The organism is Clostridia bacterium, from assembly GCA_026414765.1.
Classification (GTDB): Bacteria; Bacillota; Clostridia; order Acetivibrionales; family DSM-27016; genus SKW86.
Genome location: JAOAIJ010000043.1, coordinates 137,381 through 155,334, shown reverse-complemented (window position 1 = coordinate 155,334; position 17,954 = coordinate 137,381). Strand labels below are relative to the sequence as shown.

General features: G+C 37.7%; 17 protein-coding genes and 1 riboswitch. Of the genes, 2 read left to right on the top strand and 15 right to left on the bottom strand.

Going from position 1 to position 17,954, the window contains the following annotated elements:
- The 7 genes from N3I35_16885 to gpr form a co-directional block, all read right to left on the bottom strand.
- The gene (locus tag N3I35_16885; protein ID MCX8131756.1) at positions 1 to 612 is read right to left on the bottom strand and encodes a hypothetical protein; all 612 of its coding nucleotides are present in this window, start codon (positions 610 to 612) and stop codon (positions 1 to 3) included.
- Between the two features lie 221 nt (positions 613 to 833).
- Positions 834 to 1,190 carry a zinc-ribbon domain-containing protein gene (locus tag N3I35_16880; protein MCX8131755.1) on the bottom strand — a complete coding sequence of 119 codons (357 nt, stop codon included), beginning with the start codon at positions 1,188 to 1,190 and terminating at the stop codon, positions 834 to 836.
- A gap of 320 nt (positions 1,191 to 1,510) precedes the next feature.
- The gene (locus N3I35_16875; protein MCX8131754.1) at positions 1,511 to 2,317 is read right to left on the bottom strand and encodes an EFR1 family ferrodoxin; all 807 of its coding nucleotides are present in this window, start codon (positions 2,315 to 2,317) and stop codon (positions 1,511 to 1,513) included.
- 73 nt (positions 2,318 to 2,390) lie between these two features.
- On the bottom strand, positions 2,391 to 4,385 hold the full coding sequence (gene ligA, locus N3I35_16870; GenBank protein MCX8131753.1) for an NAD-dependent DNA ligase LigA: 1,995 nt from the start codon (positions 4,383 to 4,385) through the stop codon (positions 2,391 to 2,393).
- A gap of 5 nt (positions 4,386 to 4,390) precedes the next feature.
- Complete coding sequence (locus N3I35_16865; GenBank protein ID MCX8131752.1) at positions 4,391 to 5,095, bottom strand: M50 family metallopeptidase; 705 nt, start codon at positions 5,093 to 5,095, stop codon at positions 4,391 to 4,393.
- A 91-nt stretch (positions 5,096 to 5,186) separates the two neighbouring features.
- Complete coding sequence (locus N3I35_16860; protein ID MCX8131751.1) at positions 5,187 to 6,017, bottom strand: N-acetylmuramoyl-L-alanine amidase; 831 nt, start codon at positions 6,015 to 6,017, stop codon at positions 5,187 to 5,189.
- Positions 6,018 to 6,129: 112 nt separating this feature from the next.
- Entirely contained in the window at positions 6,130 to 7,131 is a 1,002-nt protein-coding gene (gpr, locus tag N3I35_16855; protein MCX8131750.1) for a GPR endopeptidase, read from the bottom strand.
- A gap of 166 nt (positions 7,132 to 7,297) precedes the next feature.
- On the opposite strand from gpr, the gene rpsT reads away from it, so the two are divergent.
- Positions 7,298 to 7,561: a 30S ribosomal protein S20 gene (gene rpsT / locus N3I35_16850; GenBank protein ID MCX8131749.1), complete on the top strand. Its 264-nt coding sequence runs from the start codon at positions 7,298 to 7,300 to the stop codon at positions 7,559 to 7,561.
- Between the two features lie 31 nt (positions 7,562 to 7,592).
- Here the strand turns inward: rpsT and holA are convergent, their stop codons facing one another.
- The 4 genes from holA to N3I35_16830 form a co-directional block, all read right to left on the bottom strand.
- Complete coding sequence (gene holA / locus N3I35_16845) at positions 7,593 to 8,612, bottom strand: DNA polymerase III subunit delta (GenBank protein ID MCX8131748.1); 1,020 nt, start codon at positions 8,610 to 8,612, stop codon at positions 7,593 to 7,595.
- Positions 8,609 to 10,975 (bottom strand): DNA internalization-related competence protein ComEC/Rec2, encoded by a 2,367-nt coding sequence (locus tag N3I35_16840; protein ID MCX8131747.1) that lies wholly within the window; start codon positions 10,973 to 10,975, stop codon positions 8,609 to 8,611. The genes holA and N3I35_16840 overlap by 4 nt, the downstream gene beginning before the upstream one ends.
- 74 nt (positions 10,976 to 11,049) lie before the next feature.
- A complete protein-coding gene (locus tag N3I35_16835; GenBank protein ID MCX8131746.1) occupies positions 11,050 to 12,030 on the bottom strand; it encodes an SH3 domain-containing protein in 981 nt (326 codons plus the stop codon).
- Positions 12,031 to 12,032: 2 nt separating this feature from the next.
- A riboswitch (cyclic di-AMP (ydaO/yuaA leader) is annotated at positions 12,033 to 12,266 on the bottom strand.
- Positions 12,267 to 12,565: 299 nt separating this feature from the next.
- On the bottom strand, positions 12,566 to 13,090 hold the full coding sequence (locus tag N3I35_16830) for a GNAT family N-acetyltransferase (GenBank protein ID MCX8131745.1): 525 nt from the start codon (positions 13,088 to 13,090) through the stop codon (positions 12,566 to 12,568).
- 349 nt (positions 13,091 to 13,439) lie between these two features.
- Between N3I35_16830 and N3I35_16825 the strand changes: the two genes are divergently transcribed.
- Positions 13,440 to 13,643: an alpha/beta-type small acid-soluble spore protein gene (locus N3I35_16825; GenBank protein ID MCX8131744.1), complete on the top strand. Its 204-nt coding sequence runs from the start codon at positions 13,440 to 13,442 to the stop codon at positions 13,641 to 13,643.
- 60 nt (positions 13,644 to 13,703) lie between these two features.
- Here N3I35_16825 and thiC read toward each other — a convergent pair whose 3' ends face one another.
- From thiC to thiH, 4 genes are all read right to left on the bottom strand, one after another.
- A complete protein-coding gene (thiC, locus tag N3I35_16820) occupies positions 13,704 to 15,005 on the bottom strand; it encodes a phosphomethylpyrimidine synthase ThiC (GenBank protein ID MCX8131743.1) in 1,302 nt (433 codons plus the stop codon).
- Between the two features lie 47 nt (positions 15,006 to 15,052).
- Positions 15,053 to 16,108: a thiamine phosphate synthase gene (locus N3I35_16815; GenBank protein MCX8131742.1), complete on the bottom strand. Its 1,056-nt coding sequence runs from the start codon at positions 16,106 to 16,108 to the stop codon at positions 15,053 to 15,055.
- Between the two features lie 38 nt (positions 16,109 to 16,146).
- A complete protein-coding gene (gene thiF, locus N3I35_16810; protein ID MCX8131741.1) occupies positions 16,147 to 16,758 on the bottom strand; it encodes a sulfur carrier protein ThiS adenylyltransferase ThiF in 612 nt (203 codons plus the stop codon).
- 86 nt (positions 16,759 to 16,844) lie between these two features.
- Positions 16,845 to 17,948 (bottom strand): 2-iminoacetate synthase ThiH, encoded by a 1,104-nt coding sequence (gene thiH, locus N3I35_16805; GenBank protein MCX8131740.1) that lies wholly within the window; start codon positions 17,946 to 17,948, stop codon positions 16,845 to 16,847.
- Between the last annotated feature and the right edge of the window lie 6 nt (positions 17,949 to 17,954).

Sequence of the window (17,954 nt, the reverse complement as noted above, 5' to 3'; positions counted from 1 at the left end):
CTACTGCTCAAAAGGAACAGAAAATGCCAGCAGCAAAATAAAACATGAAATGCATGACAGTACGAACATAACCAGACTGGAGACAAGCAATGCCAGACCGAAGGATTTCTTATCAGTGCCATACTTCTCATCCTCACTGTTCATTAAGACTATACTGATTATTATCCCCAGTATTTGTCCGAAACCCGGTATTACTGTACTAATAACAGTCAGGAAAACCTTGAGACCATTCCCCAGTGGTTTTCTTCCGTTGTCATCATTTATTATGTACAAATTTTGTTTTATTTGTGTATTTGAATTCTGCACTGTGTTGTGATGCCTGTTATTTACATCTGTTTGCTCCACCGCTTGCTTCAGTGGCTCTCCGTCATCACTTTTCATTACATTCTTCAGGCATTCACCATCAAGGCTATTTGAAACATTTCCACAGACTTCCGGCTCACCCGAATAATTATTATTTGTTTGAGCCTGATCATTATTATTAATGCAACCTACTGACGAATTTATGCTAAAATCGAGTAAACTTCCGCAATAGGGGCACCTGCTAAGTCCAACATCTATATCTTCTCCACAAAAGCTGCATTTTTTCTTTGGGACAATTGTATTATCCAATGGTTTTCCCCCTTAAATTTTGCATATAAACTCTCACGATACACTATTTACATTTTAAATTGTGAATATATATATGTCAATTCAATTTCTACAATTGCACCTGGTGGGATACGCAAGGAACTTTGGTACGGAATTACACCAGCCTCTGTTAACTATTTAAGAGAAATCGAAAAAAGGCTGCTGTCATTATTTGTATGACAGCAGCCTTTGCGTTTCTTACCTTACTGCTTAGCTCCACATTTGGAACAGAAAGCAGTTTCAGTTTCAAGTTCTGTACCGCATCCAGCACAAGTTTTCATGTTTTTCAATTCCATAATTTTCTGCTTAGTAGCTTTAACATTTTCCTCAAATCCTACTATTGAACTGCATAATTCCTTGTAAGCTTCCGCTACTTCTTCACCATTTGAATATGCCTGGTAAACAAGCTTTCCAATATCAGCATAAGCTTTTTTAATTTTATCTTCCTCTGCGCTTATGTTCATATTAAGCTTGGTTACCTCAACAAGCTCGCTGGATTTTTTTGCAGCCGCTTTAGCTGTATCGGATACCTTTTTAGTAATATTTTCAAAAACTGACATATGTAATCCTCCCTCCATGCTTTATAAGCATACTATTTAAATATATTCTTTTACACATAAGATGTTGCATTAATATAATATAACATATTCTAAAAAAAATCAATATATTTATTAAATTATTTTATTCCCCCTTTAACATTATTTAATAACCAATTAATAATATGAATTATTTATTCAGCTTTTTGCATTTCTCCCCTGCAATCATATTATTAATATATTAACTGCCCTGTTTTTTTCTATCCCTCTTTATTACTTTCCAAAATATATTACGTAAAAACAAATAATCTGTCTGATTTTTTCCAGACAGATTTCTGATCGGACTAATATCGTTCTTTATAAAACTTTTTATAAACCTTTTCACCACAAATAGCGCCCATTAGCTTCCAGTTGGCATAGACTGCTTTTTGAGGACATACCTTTTCACACATATAGCACTTAATGCATTTATTCCCTATTTTGATACTTCCGTTATCTCTAATATTACCGGCAGGACATACTTCTACACAGACATTACAATGCCTGCATTTCCTGTTATCCGCCTTAACTCCGGGCGAGAGCATAAAACTTCCCTTCCGGAACAGGCTCGCAAAAGGATGCCTTTTGGTTTTGTCAGAAAAATCATAAATAGCTCTATCAACCTTACCGCTTTTCAAATCCTTGATTATCTGATCGATATGGCAATCAAATTTTTCCAAATCCTTTTCATTCGGCCGCTCTTTGCTTATTTCCAATTTCTTAAGCGGCGGATAAGTACTCTCACAAATTGTACCTGATGAGTAAAGAATCTTTAAATTCTTTTTCTTAAAATACAAAGTCAGGTTTTCCAGCATATGCCTTTCAGGACTCTCTATATTTGCTGCCCCATAGGTTGAAAAAACTACTCCTGCCTTCCCGGTAAGGTCGGGCAGCCTGGAGATATATTCTTCCCATATCAAAGGTTCAACTCCATAATAAACTGGTGATCCGATAAATATAAGCTTGTAGCTGCTTGCATCATCGATAGTATCCTTTGGGACTGATTTTATATCTGCAGGTATTGATGCGTTTTCCAGCTTTTTCGATATCCGGTAAGCTAAATCTTTGGTATGGCCATACTGGGAAAAATATAGAATAAGTATTTTAGGCATACAAAACCCTCACTTTATATTATCATTTTGCAGTATTCATCCACATTTATCAGCTTAAGCAAGTCTATTTATTTCACTTAGCCATCTCCATCAAATCTTCCTCACTTATAACTCTGACTCCAAGTTCCTGAGCCTTTAATAATTTGCTTCCCGCTTCTTCCCCTGCAAGAACATAAGATGTTTTCTTTGAAACACTCCCTGAGACTTTGCCCCCATATGATTGTATCAATTCAGAAGCTTCATCCCTGGTCATTGTCGGCAAAGTACCCGTTAGCACAAAAGTAAGCCCTTCGAACCTGTTATCCTTTATCTCCTTTTTGCCATAGCTCTTCTGATTCACTCCTGCCACCCTTAGCTTTTCAACAGTGTCACGGGTCTGTTCCTGACTGAAGAATGTAACTAAGCTTTGAGCCATTTTCTCCCCAAATTCCTGAATCTTCACTACATCTTCCAGAGAAGCATTACCCAATGCATCTATGGAGTCAAAATTCTCGGCAAGTAATTGCGCAGCCCTCAGCCCTATATGTTTGATTCCGAAGCCGAATATGAGCCTGTCTATATTGTTCTCCTTGGACTTTTCTATGGATTTCAGGAGATTTTCTATAGACTTCTTGCCCATACGCTCCATATTTATAAGCTCATCTTTTCTACTATGCAAGTAATACAGGTCTGCTACGCCCGTAATGAATTTTTTCTCCATTAAAGCTTCTATTATGGCAGGTCCCAATCCGTCTATATTCATAGCATCTCTTGAAGCAAAATGTACAATACTTCTGAAAAGCTGGGCTGGACACTCTATCCCAGTGCACCTGAAAGCAGCTTCTCCTTCTTCCCTAATTACAACAGATCCGCATTCAGGACAGCTTTCAGGCATTATAAACTCTTTCTCCTGACCTGTACGTTTTTCAAACACTACTTCCAATACTTCAGGAATTATATCTCCGGCTTTTTGAATCCAAACCGTGTCCCCTATCCGTATATCTCTTTCCTTAATATAATCCATATTGTGCAGCGTAGCCCTGCTGACAGTAGTTCCTGCAAGCCTTACAGGCTCTAAAACTGCGTTAGGCGTCAGCACTCCGGTCCTTCCGACATTTGCCCATATATCTTTAATAACTGTCTGTTTTTTCTCAGCAGGATATTTATATGCCGCAGCCCATCTTGGAGTTTTGGTTGTACTTCCCAATACCTCCCTCTGGCTTATAGAATTAACCTTAACAACCGCTCCGTCTATTTCAAAAGGCAGCTCTCCGCGTTCTTCTCCTATTCTGTTTATTTCGTCCATTACTTCTCTGATATTGCTGCATATCTTATAGCCTGGGCTGACTTTAAAACCCAACCTTTTCATATATTCAAGAGTTTCAGCATGAGTAGACAAACTCTTTCCTTCTATCATCTGTATGTTGAAAACATAAATATCCAGCTTGCGTCCTGCTGTAACCTTCGGATCTAGCTGTCTTAAAGAACCGGCTGCAGCATTTCTTGGATTGGCAAAAACCTGCTGCTCCATACTCTCCTGTTCCTCATTCAGCTTCTCAAAATCCTTTTTGGAAATGTACACTTCTCCCCTTACTTCTATTAAAGGTATATTCTCTTTTAATATTAAAGGAATAGACTTTATAGTTTTAAGATTCAGGGTAACATCCTCACCTACAAGGCCATCTCCGCGGGTTGATCCCCTAATAAATCTTCCATTTTCATACTCCAGCGAAACAGACAACCCATCTATCTTTTTTTCAACAACATATTCCACATTATTTCCAATTGCTTCCCTGACGCGCTGATCAAAGGCAAATAATTCATCCTGACTGAATACATCTGAAAGACTCTGCATCTGAACAGTGTGAACAACTTTGTCAAACCCATCGAGGGGTTTTCCCCCGACCCTCTGAGTAGGCGAGTCCGGCGTAATTAATTCCGGATTTTCCGCTTCGAGGTTTTCAAGTTCCCGATAAAGTATATCGTATTCAAAATCATTTATTTCAGGTGCATCTTCAACATAGTATTTATAGTTGTAGTGATTCAGCAGTTCGCGAAGTTCTTCTATCCTCTTTCCTATACTTGACATATTTATTATTTCCTCCCCTTGTACGCTTTAGGTGTTTTTAAGAGTACTGCATTTATCGCTATAAATGCAATTGCAAGCCATATTATTCCCCATATTATCGCAGGTATTTTAGTCATCTCAGCAAGCTGCATCGCATCAGTCATATGCCTGCTTCCGTTCCAGCCTTTAATAACATGAAAAAACCTGTTTATCTGAAGCAGAATAGTATCTACAAAAGTATCATATACAGCATATGCAATTGAGGATATGCCTATTATATCTATGACCCATTCATTTATTCTTTCATTCTGTATCATATATAGCAGAATAACTGCTACTGCAAATACCACTGAGTACAGTAATGAAAATGACGGTCCTGAAAACCTGAGGGTAACAGCAAGCAGGGCTATTGCAACGGTGCCAAGTATATATTTCTTAAAGCCTGTCCTGCTTAAGTATATGATAAGCAAGGCAAAAAGAATACTTCCCAGGTACCCCCCATTTGCTATCATAAACGATGAAAACCAGCCTTTTGACTGAGCTATCGTATAACCGCTCTCATTTAAGTTAACCCTAAAACCACTGATTCCATGACCAAAAACAACAGCCATCAAAGCATGTCCCAGCTCATGTAAAAACACAGTGAATATTTTTAAAGGTCTTATAATTACAGTATTCCAGAGTACGACTACAGCTACCAAAATCAACAAATATCTTGTCATCTTTTTCATATACCATGTCTCCCATTAAAAACATCGATAGTAAAAGAGAAAGGATAACCCTTTCTCTCTTTTATACAAACCCTAAAGAAATTAATTCAATTTATTTCATTTCATTCAATGCTTTGATAACACCCCTATACAGAGCCTCTGCTGCCTTCTTTCTATATTCCTCCGAAGCAAGCTTTGCCCTGTCGGATTCATTGGATATATAGCCGACCTCGGCTATAATTGCAGGCATATCAGTTGCTACCAATACAGCAAGCCGTGGACGGAGTTTTATACCGTTATCCTTTGTACTGATAGCACCAGGTAATTCTCCTTGTATGATCTCTGCAAATTTTTTAGAGCTTACCTTACCTGTCTCAGATTTTTTATTTTTATATAACGTCTCACTTCCATTACAGCTTGTATCGTCTTCCATACTATTACAATGAATACTTAAAAAAAGATCTGCGCCCGCTTCATTTGCAATTTCTGCTCTTTTGCCGAGTCCTATGTACTCATCTTCTTCCCGTGTATACAAAACATGTATTCCTGCTTTTTCAAGCATTTCACCTAATGTTAATGAAATATCCAGACTGATATCTTTTTCTTCCAGCTTCTCAAAACTCGTTCCACAGTCTTTCCCACCGTGTCCGGGATCTATAGCAACTACCGCTCCTGCTGCTTTGCCGACAGGTATTTCCTGATTATAGACTCCGGTTCTGTTCCTGTCATCAAACAAACCTCTTCCAGCAAGATATAGTCCATACTCCCGTTCGGAGCCTCTTTGAGGATTACTGTCTTTATGAGCGACAGCTGCCTCTCTGCGATTCATATCTGGATTAAGCAAATCATGTGAAGAAAGTATACACAAAGATGCAATGAATAATAAAAGAATCAGTTTAATACGTTTGCTAAAAATTTTTTTCTGAACATTAGCTTTTTTCATATCTTCCCCATATTTGAGAATTACATTGAATGCTGTATTGATTGTATAAAAAAACTTGACTACTCTTTATATAATAATATTTTCCATAATAGCAGTCAAGTTTTTATGTTATTTAGTGTACATACCTGTTCACATCCTGTAGTGTAATTCCCTTGTGCAGTGCTATATTTAGCCCATTTGCTATAACTTTTGACACTCTTTCTATAATGTCATCTATTTCTTTGGGTGTCACTATAAGATTTCCTATATACGGGTTCAGCACCTCCTGTATCAGCTGATACTTATCATCCCTGTCTATGGTATTAAGCATATTATAGAATTCAGACCCATGGGGTGACTGCTTTATCATGCTGTCGAGCACAAGATCTATTGTGTCATTTGCCATTGTTGCGGCATCTACAACTGTTGGAACTCCTATTGCTATTACAGGAATCCCCAGAGTGGTCTTGGAAAGCTCCATTCTTTTGTTTCCTACTCCCGAGCCCGGAGCTATCCCAGTATCTGCAATTTGAATAGTTGTGCTTACACGCTCCATTTTCCTTGATGCCAATGCATCTATCGCAATTATCATTTCCGGCTTGATACGGTCTACTATACCCCTGACTATTTCTCCTGTTTCAATACCGGTTATGCCCAATACACCTGGCGCAATAGCACAAACAGGCCTGACTCCATCGTCAACCTGCTCAGGTACATATTCCAGAAGATGTCTTGTTACCATCATACTTGATATCACTTTGGGTCCAAGTGCATCAGGTGTCACATTCCAGTTCCCAAGGCCTACAACGAGCACAGTAGATTTTTCTCCAAGTTCGACGAGGCCAGCCAGTTCTCTTGCGAGTTCTTTACATGTATTTTCAAACAACTCCTGATCATTGTATCTTAATCCCGGAACCTCCAGAGTTATATAATTCCCCATTGGCTTTCCTATAGATGCCTCTCCTGTAGGTGAAGTAACCCTGACTCTGGTTATTTTTATGTCTTCAGTACCTGCATTTTCTATATCTACTCCAGGAGGCACACCACTTTCGTCAATTTTTTCATTCATTGCCTGCTGCTTGAAAAGCTCATTCGCTTCCAATGCAAGATCTGTTCTTATGTTTCTGCTTGTCATCCGATATCACTCCTAACAATCTTTAATACTAATTTATTATTGCGCTAACTGGTTTTTTTTATTAACTTTACAATATTTTAAGTTAACAGAGCACTTTTCCCCTTGCAATTTAGTTTTTTTCATGGTACAATGTTTGATGTTATTATGGTCGCAGGAGGTGAAAGGTTTGCCAAATATTAAGTCCGCAATTAAAAGAGTTAAAGTAACCAGGGTTAAGACTTTAAAGAATACAGTAAGGAAATCCGCTTTAAAGACTACAATCAGAAAATGCAAGGAAAGCATTGCGAAGAACGATTCTTCAGCAGTAGCAGTTTTAAAGGATGCTATCCAGGCGTTAGACAAGGCAGCAGCTAAAAACTTAATACATAAAAACACCGCTGCGAGAAGAAAATCCAGGTTGACAAAAGCGTTAAACGCTGCAAATAAATAAAAACGTACATGGGTACGTTTTTTTTATTTTGCTATTTGGAAAGCTTGCTTATCAGTAATTCAACAGCCATACGCTCATCGATTTTTCCGGTTTTTATCGCCAGGTCCATATCAAGGCTCTCCTCAATCGCTCCTTTTAGGTTTTCTACATCAAAAACCCTGGTCTGCTTTGATATCTTTCCTGCTGCATATGGTGTAATTCCCATCTTTGTGGCAGCCTGACCGGAATTCAGTCCTTCATTGTTCAGTAGTTTCATTTCTAAAACCTGCCTTAGCTGCCTGGTAATCATAAACAGTATCTTAGGGATCGGTTCTTTGAGTATTATCATATCGTTAAGAAGTTTCAAAGCTTTAGCCGTATTCTTTTCAGCTATAGCATCGGTAAGGTCAAATATTCTTCCTTTTATAGATTTAGTACATATTTTTTCTATATCATCATTTGTTACCCGTTGTCTATCACCCAAATACAATACAACCTTATTTATTTCATTAAGTATTTCCGTCATTCCCTGTTCACAGTTTTCTACCATACGTGAAGCCAAAACAGGGTCGATTTCTTTCTTATAAGTCTTAAAAACTTTTGAAACCCACTTAACAAGCTCTACAGGCTTCTGAAATACAAACTCCACAATTAATCCGTTTTTTTTGATGATATCTATAACCTTTACCCTTTTATCTATTTCCTCTTCAAAAAAAACAAGGCAGGTGTATTCGGGCAGGTTCTGCAAATATGAAACCAGACTGTCGTCACCCTGTTTTCCCTTTCCCTCGTCATCCTGCTTTTTCTTTGCTTTCAGCAATCCCGAATTCCTTACTATGACAATTTTTCTTTCTGAAAAAACAGGCATTGTCTCACAGGCTTCAGATATTCTTTTTATATCAGCCTTTCCTTCAAGAACTATTTTGTTAAGAGCTTTCATATCATCGCTGAGAATTTCTTTTTCCAAACTCTCAAGATAATACTTTTTTAAATACTCCTCCGGTCCGTAAAAAAGATACAGATTTTTAATCCTTTTATTCTTTATATCATCTTTTAAAATATCTATACTCATTTCATCTCTCCGATAGTTTTTCTGACACTTATTTTTTCTCCGTCGGAAGCAAACATCACCGCTCCGCACTCATCAGTCCTAAATATTTCTATGTTATTGTTTCTTATTCTGTCTAAGGTGCCCATTCCCGGATGCCCAAAGTTATTGTTTCCCACACAAATAACTGCCGCTTCTGGCCTCACTGAATCTATAAACGCTTCACTTGTGGAATATAGTGAGCCATGATGTGCAACCTTCAGAACATCTGCCTTCAAATCTGATTTATCTTCAAGCAGTATATCTTCAGCTTCCATTTCTATATCACCGGCAAAAAGTATACTGATTGCTTTGTATTTCAATTTTAACACTAAAGAGCTGTTATTTGAATATGATTTATCAATTTTAAAATTCCTTACAGGGTGAATAACCTCAAGGTATGTTTTACTGTCCAACCTGATCATGTCACCTTTTGAGCATTTATATACTGGTATCCCTCTTCTGCCTGCCATATCAATAAGCTTCTTGAATTCTTTTTTGTCAAAAATATCGGGTATTATCAGCTTCCGTACATTCATTTCACCCAAAACATACAGAAGTCCTCCAATATGGTCTTCATGCCCATGAGTCGCAATAACTGTATCAATGCTGGTAACTCCATAATCAAAAAGAAACGGTATAACCGTATTTTCTCCTATATCACTTCCACTTCCGGTATTTGCACCTGATCCGCCACCGTCTATAAGTATTGTTTTTCCCGTATGAGATTTTATGAATGTGCAATCCCCCTGGCCTACATCTACAAAAACAGCCTCAAGACGTCCCGGCAGGATTTTATAAATAAAGAAAGAACCGATTATCAACATGAAAATCATTACACAGTATACCGGTTTAATCCTTTTTTCCGGTCTGTGTATAGGCCTGTACCACAGAAAATAAAATGCCGCAGTATAATAGGTTAATATCAAAACAATACCGGGTGTAGCCAGTTTCAAAGCTGCAAACGGTAATTCGGAAGATATCTTGGTTACATACAGTATGAAAGTGAGAAGAGTGTTGCAAAACAATCCTATCAATTTAGAAAAGAGCAGGCTTATTTGCCCAACTATGGCCAGTATGAAACCGAGTACAGTAATTACACCTGTTAACGGAACTACGAAAATATTAGAAAAAACTGAAATAACGGATATCTTATTGAAATGATAAGCGGTTATGGGCAATACCCCTATTTGTGCTGCAAAGGTAACAGCCAGCAAATCAGTCAGAAGCTTGGGTATGAAACTGAAACTTAACTTTTCTTTGATTATTTTATAAAATAGAACCAATGAAAGTGTAGCACCAAAAGAGAGTTGAAATCCTACATCAAATAGTACATAGGGATTGTACAAGAGAAGTATCACAGCAGCCAGGGCAATACTTGTGAAAACGTCAGGCTCCCTTTTAATAATTTGTGCAGTCAGCACTATTACTGCCATAATTACCGCTCTGACGACAGAAGGAGAAAAACCGGTAATATATACAAACAAAATCAGTATTAGTATTATTATCGTATTTGACTGATTTTTTCGCACCCCTATCCTCTTAAAAAAGAAGGCTAATGGAAATATAATAAAAACGATATTTGAGCCTGAAACCGCCATTATATGAGAGAGGCCTGCGTTAGAGAAAGCTTCCTGTACATTATCTTCCAAACCGTCCCTATGTCCTATCAGCATCCCATTTAGCAACCCTGCCTGCTGCTTTGGCAAACTACTGTTAACGACACTGACTATTCTTTCACGTAAAAACAACCCGGATTTTATAAGAATATTTCTTTTTACACTACCAAGTAGTCTTATATTGTATTCCCTTGAAAAGATTGTCGCAGATATTCCTGCACCTGCGAGATACCTGCTGTAATCAAACCCTCCGGGATTTCTGCTTCCTTTTGGCAGCCTCAGTACACCGCTGATTTCCAATTCCTGACCATATCTGTAAATTTTACTGTTTTCTCCTCGCAAGACAGTAACAAGGACTTTTCCTTTTACCTCCTTTATATCTTCTTCTGCTGCTATTTCATAAGTTTTCATCACGTAAGTAATTTTTTGTTCCTTTATATCCGGTTCAGATACAAGATATCCTCTCAAACTTACATTCTCGCCAATAAATCCTGAAAATCTATTTTCAATAGAGCTGCTTACAAAGAGATATTCTATAGTACCTAATAAAAAAAAAGTGATGATTCCTGCTACAAGATAGCCTTTTAGGCCCAGCTGCCTCTTTAGAAATATTAATATTAAAGATATAATTACTGTAAAAAATACTATAATCAAAATTGAGCCGGAATAGAACGCAGTAAGGATTCCCATGATTAATGCAATAGAAAATAGCAGTAAAGGTCTGTTCACACTTCACCCCGCAAAAAAATCAATTTATAGTATGCAAAAAGGCTCCTCTTTTAAAGGAGCCTTTTTAAAACTTCTTAGTTAATTATTCTTCTTGATGTCATATATGACCTTGCATAATAATCATCTGAGAGTTCAGTAATTGTTACATCGTATCTTGGTGAAGAAGCATGAATGAACTTTCCATCACCGATGTATATTCCCACATGATTTATATTGCTGCGTCCACCATTTGTGTCAAAGAAAACAAGGTCACCGATTCTTAGGTTAGCTTTCTTAACCTTCTTGCCCTGTGTAGCCTGATCTGCGGAAGTCCTTTCAAGTTTGATGTCAAAGTGTGCAAACACATATTTTACAAATCCTGAGCAGTCAAAGCCTTCTTTCGGAGAATCTCCACCGTATACATATTTTGTACCGATAAATTTTTTAGCGTATGCAACTATCTCCTGGCCTGTAGTCGTATCTTCCTGAGTATCATTTTCATCAGCAACTGATTCATCATCTTCTGCAACCGCTTTACTGCGGTCTGCATCGTCACCTCTTGATGATTTGCTTCCTCTCGATACATCAGCCTTTTTTGTAGAGATATACTCAGCATAAACCCATCCTACTTCTCCATCCGATGTCTTAATTTTATACCACTCACCGGATTGATCCAGTATGCTCACCTTTTCGCCTTCCTTAAGTTTAGCTACGACACCTGCTGACAAATCAGCCTTGCTCCTTACATTAAGGGTTTCAGCTTTTACTACTCCTGTACCGCTTACCGTTTTCTTCTCTTCGGGTTTTATGGATAGTAAATCTTTCCGAATCCATCCTGTGACTCCATTGTACTTGACTTTTACCCAATTTTCCGAAGATGAGATAACAGTTACAGAAGTTCCCTTATTGCTGATGGTTTCAAGCACCTTTGCATCGGTACTTGCCTCCTCGCGGATATTTACCCTGTCATCTGTAGTTGTAGCCTTGCTGCCGTCTGCAAACGTAAGACCTGTACATAAACTTAGGACAAGCACTAGTACCGCAGAACTGAATAGCAATTTTCTGAGACTAAACATATTTTTCCTCCTATTTTAGCTTCCGAAGTTAGCTGTCGGGTTCGGGTAATAGGATCACCCCTACCTTACCTAAAACAAAAATTCAGATGTATGAAGTTAAACTATCAGAAAAACCGAAAATATTCTTCGCTTTCCGACAATACTCAGCATCATGTTTTCTGCTTCAAGCTTGGATTAACCCCAAAATTTGGTTCCTCCGTACCTCTTTTTTAAAGAGGATTCAGCTTTTTTTGGTTTTTTATGTTCACAGATATTATACCCTTCCAAAATTGGTTTGTCAAACCTATTTAGCGTTTTCCATGATTTACCTGTATTAGGAAGTCTCTATCTTAAGTGACATAAAATCCTTCTACTAAATTGTATCATAATCATGGAATGATCCATATAATATTTTCTTACTAAAGTAGATCGGGTTTATGGGTCATACTATAAGTCGTAATACCTATAGACAACTAAAGAATAATTGAGTTATGTTATTTGCAGAATGCTAAAATGCTTTATTGTAAAGAAAAAGCAGCTATGCTGCTTTTATACCTTAAATGTGCCTGTACATAATAATCGCATTTTGTTGCCGGTCATGGAGTTTTATATGTTTTTCTATTTTCCTGAGAACCTGAAAATTATGTTTAGCCCAAAAACTCTTACCCTGGATATTTTCTTCAATAACTGCCAGATAAACGGATTTTACCATGTTTTTCTGTTTTAAATAACTCAGTAACAGGCTTAATGCCGAACTCCCGAAGCCTCTGCGCTGATATTGGCTGTCGATAGCCAGGGAACTTATCCAAACAGCATCCTTTTCCTTATAGTGAAGCCTTCCTTTTAAAATACCGATCATCTTACTTTCACATCTATCAAAAATTCCTACAAAAAACTCATTACTGCATATAGCAACTTCAGCATATTTTTTTGTAAGCATTTCCAAAGTCATAGGAGTATCTATTCCCGTAGCAAACTTGAAATCGTCAACCTTATTATACCATTGAAGAATATAAGGCAAGTGTTCCAGTTTTATATCTTTAAAAAATATTGCATCATTTTGTATGTTTAATGAGAACATGAAGCCTCCAGTAATAAAACATTAAGGGTTGATTGAGTTTATAATGAATTATTAATTAATTGTCACGTAACTAACTCAAATGTCTTGCTTACAATCAGATATATTCGTTATAAATTTTAAAAAATCCTCCAACAATATAAATAAATATTTAGTAATGCCGTTAATCTGTTTTATACCATAATATTCTTGCAATAAAATTCTTGATTTTTATCAAAATAATATTACAGGAAATACATTGCAAGTTGTTAATATAAATGTATTTCCGAAAGAGATGTGGATATTTCAGCTTTTCTGAAACTGTCCATATACTCAAAGATCTGTTATCTCAAAGCCAGGAGGTGAAAATAACATGGCAAATAATAATAATCAGAAAGTAGTTCCAGCTGCAGCAGATGCTCTTGACAAAATGAAATATGAAATTGCTTCTCAGGTAGGCGTTAATCTAAAGCAGGGTTATAATGGAGATTTAGCAGCTCGTGACGCAGGCAGGGTTGGCGGAAATATCACTAAGAAGCTTATACAGATGGCAGAATCACAATTAGCAGGTAAGTAATTATGTTATTAAAAATAAAAAGGTCATGCATATTTAGTGCATGACCTTTTTTATAGGGAACTATAATATGTTTACATCCTCGCCTTTAAGAATTTTATTCATATTTCTGACAGCACACATTTTTCCGCACATCGTGCAGGTGTCTTCATGTTCCGGAAGAGAACTTTCTCTGTATTTCCGCGGTTTTTCTCCATCAATGGCAAGACTGAACATTCCTTCCCAATCCAGATTTTTTCTTGCTTCACTCATTTTGTAATCCCATTCTCTTGCTCCTTTTATGCCCTTTGCAATGTCTGCCGCATGAGCAGCTATTTTTGATGCTATTATTCCCTCCTTCATATCATCAAGGTCAGGCAATCTCAAATGTTCTGCAGGAGTTACATAACACAGGAAATCCGCACCGTTTGCTGCAGCTATGGCACCACCGATAGCACTTGTAATATGGTCATAGCCGGGTGCTACATCAGTAACCAATGGTCCTAAAACATAAAACGGCGCACCGTGGCAAAGCCTTTTTTCCAATACCATATTGGCAGCTATCTCATTTAAAGCCATATGCCCCGGTCCTTCAATCATAACCTGGACATTTTTAGCCCAAGCCCTTTTGGTAAGTTCTCCCAAAACAATCAACTCTTCTATTTGGGAAGCGTCGGTTGAGTCATTAATACTTCCGGGCCTGCACGCATCTCCAAGACTTATGGTCACATCATACTTTTCCATTATTTCCAGCACTTTATCATAATACTCATAAAAGGGGTTTTCATTCCCGGTAAGTTCCATCCATGCAAATATGAGTGAACCCCCTCGAGACACTATGTTTGTAAGCCTGCCATTCTTCTTGAAACGTTCTGCAGTAGCTCTGTTTATTCCTGCATGTACGGTCATAAAATCCACACCATCATGTGCGTGTTTTTCAACCACGTCCAGAAATTCTTCTGCTGTAATGCTTGACAACTCCTTATCATAAAAACCTACCGCATCATATACAGGGACTGTTCCTATCATAGCAGGCGACATCTCTATAAGTTTTTTCCTGAACTCCCTTGTTTTTCCATAAGAACTGAGATCCATTATTGCCTCAGCTTTTAGTTCAAGAGCCTTTTTTACCTTTTCAAATTCTAAATCGAAATTACAGCAATCCTTGGATATTCCCAGATTTACATTAATCTTGGTTCTTAAACCCTGACCTATTCCCTCAGGGTCAAGGCTCTTATGATTTTTATTTGCAGGTATGGCTATCTTGCCTTCTGCCAGCAAACTCCTGATTTCTTCAACATGTTTGCCCTCTTTTTCGGCTACAGCAGACATCTGGCCGGTTACAATCCCTTTTTTTGCTGCATCCATCTGTGTTGTATAATTCATATTATTCGCCCCCAAATTTATAATTTCTAATTAAAACAACGGATTATTTATGTATGTTCTTTACTGATTGTTTTACGTACACTTTCTATCTTCTTAACAATATCGCCAGCACCTACAATCTCAGTTACCATAGCTATAAGTCCAGCACCTCTTTCCGATACTTCCCTTACATTGTGTTCTTTGATTCCACCTATAGCTACAAAAGGAATTTTTATGTTCTTTACCGCATAATCCAGATATTCCAGGCCTACAGGCTCACAAACATCTTTTTTTGTAAAGGTTCTGTATAATGGGCCTACTCCTATGTAATCAGCTCCTCTTTTCACGGCATCAATAGCCTGTTCGGGCGAATGAGTTGAAAGCCCGATTATCATTTCCTCGCCGACAAGCTCCCTTACCCTTTCTATAGGCAGGTCATCCTGACCAATATGTACACCGTCTGCTTCTATCATAAGTGCAATATCTGTATTGTCATTTATAATGAAGGTAACACCTGCATCCTTTGTCATCTGTCTGATTTTCAGGCACTCATTGTATTTGTCTTTCAGTTTCTTGTCCTTTTCTCTGTATTGTATTATTTTTATCCCTGCACATATCAGTGCTTTTACAACTTCAATATTACTTCTCCCGTTTGAGTATTCCTCTGCAGTCAGACAGTAAAGGTCTGTTTCAAGCTTCCTTACTTTATTTTCTGACATGCATTTTCCGGCAAAATCTTTTTCAAGCGAGTATGAGGAAAATCTGTAACTCTCATAAAGCTTTGATAATTCATATTTTCCTGCAATCTTAAGATTTTCCTCTATAGTTCTCAGTGATTCCTGTACCCTTTTGAAATTCGCCGGTATAAGTTCCGACAAAGATGACTTGTTGTCCATCCTTAGTTCCTGAGAAATAGCAATTCCTACATCCTTCACTGCATCTCTCTCTTTCAGGCACTCAGAGGAAAGTTCACCGATTTCCTTTCTTACACTGTGTCTTAATTTTTTCAATTCTTCAGACAAGTTTTTATCATTAAAGTAAAATCTTGCTACGTCCTCTAATACCCTTATTCCCTCTGAAGCTCTATTTATATTTGCATCCAGTATTCTAAGTATTCTGTTCAAAGACTTCCACCACCCATATTGATTTATATATTAATAAGCTACAACTCGTTAATTACCCAGTTTAGAATCACATCCGCCTGTTTAGCCGCTGCCAGATTCACTCTTGGAGATGCAGGCGGCAACATCTCACTAACCTCTGATTCTAAATCACCTATGATATAAAAATTCGGATGTATCATTCTTGTAGTGATAATATCGCTGTTTCCCCATCCCGCCAAACCTGATGCAGAAACAAGAAATTTTCCTGATTTATAGTATTTTTCTACTATCATTGCTTTTGCCTCAGCCCTGTCAAAAGCTTCTACTACAACATCACAATCCCCGAACATACCTTCTGCGTTATCTCCGGTAATCCTTTCGTTTACAACCTCAAGCTCCAAATCAGGATTTATCCTCTTAAGGTTTGTACTCAACGCTTTAACCTTAGATATTCCTACCTGATCCGAAAAATAAAATTGTCTGTTAAGGTTTGATGACTCAACTACATCAAAATCCACAATTTTCAACTTTCTAAATCCACTTCTTACCAGGTTGAAGGCACAATTCGATCCAAGTCCTCCAGCTCCCGCAATTCCGACTTTTATGCCGTGTATCTTTCTCAGCCTGTCTTCTCCTATGTAAGCAGCCACTGCCTTATCAAAAAAATTCATATTTACCACCTGTAAATTAAAGTCTGTCCAGCCAGCAAAAAAGTATATAAAAATCGCTACACTCTATACACTTATCACAGCTCTAATCATATAGCCTGCCAATCTTTAAACACCGGCTGATACCCCTTCATATAAATCATATCTTTCATCTCTTCAACACTTCTGCAGTCAGAAATATTAAACTGTCCTTCTGTCTTTTCTTCTGAAGCATGCCCGCCCACTTCCGTAGATACGCCTGCAGACATCCTTGTGACTCCAAGTCCTACAAGATTATTTCTAAACTCCGCCCTCTCTCTGGTGGAAATGGTTATACCGGTACGCGGCATAAAAATCCTCAATGCCAGCATGGCTTGCACCATATTTCTGTCACTTACAATGCATTTTGGTTCAAAATGACCTACATGCGGCCGTATACGCGGAAGTGATACACTTATCTCAGTATCCAGGTATTTATTTTGCAGATAATCTGCGTGCAGTCCTGAAAAAAAGGATTCTTTTCTCCAATCCTCCATACCAAGCAACGCTCCGATTCCCACACTGCGCATTGATACGCTGCATGCCCTTTCAGGAGCATCAAGCCTGTAACTGTAATTCTTCTTTGGCCCCTTTAAATGTACTAAATCATATGTATGTTCATCATAAACTTCCTGATAAATAGTCAACCCGTCTACACCGGCCTCAATGAGCTCGGCATATTCAAAGGCTTCGAGAGGATATACTTCTATGGCGATTGATCTGAAGTATTTTTTCAGTATTTTTACACAATCCTTTATGTACGAAACAGGAGTTTCCTTTCTGGACTCACCCGTAAGTATCAGGATATGCCTTAATCCGGTCTTGGAGATATTTTCAGCTTCCTTTTCAACTTCATCCTGATTCAGCTTTCTCCTGGTTATTTTATTTGTAACATTAAACCCGCAATAAGCACACTGGTTAACACAAAAATTAGCCAGATACATAGGAGTAAAAAGGAAGATCACCTTTCCAAAGTGCTGTATCGTCAGCTGTTTTGCCTTAACTGCCATTTGCTCCAAATAACGGTCTGCCTTATCTGATAAGAGTGTAAGAAAATCCATACTGTTTATTCTTTCTTTGTTTAGCACATCCAGTACCCTGTCATCAGAAACCTCTTTAAAGAAGCTGTCAAAATCAAATTTTGCATATTGCTTGTATGTATTATAAAAACTCATTGATAA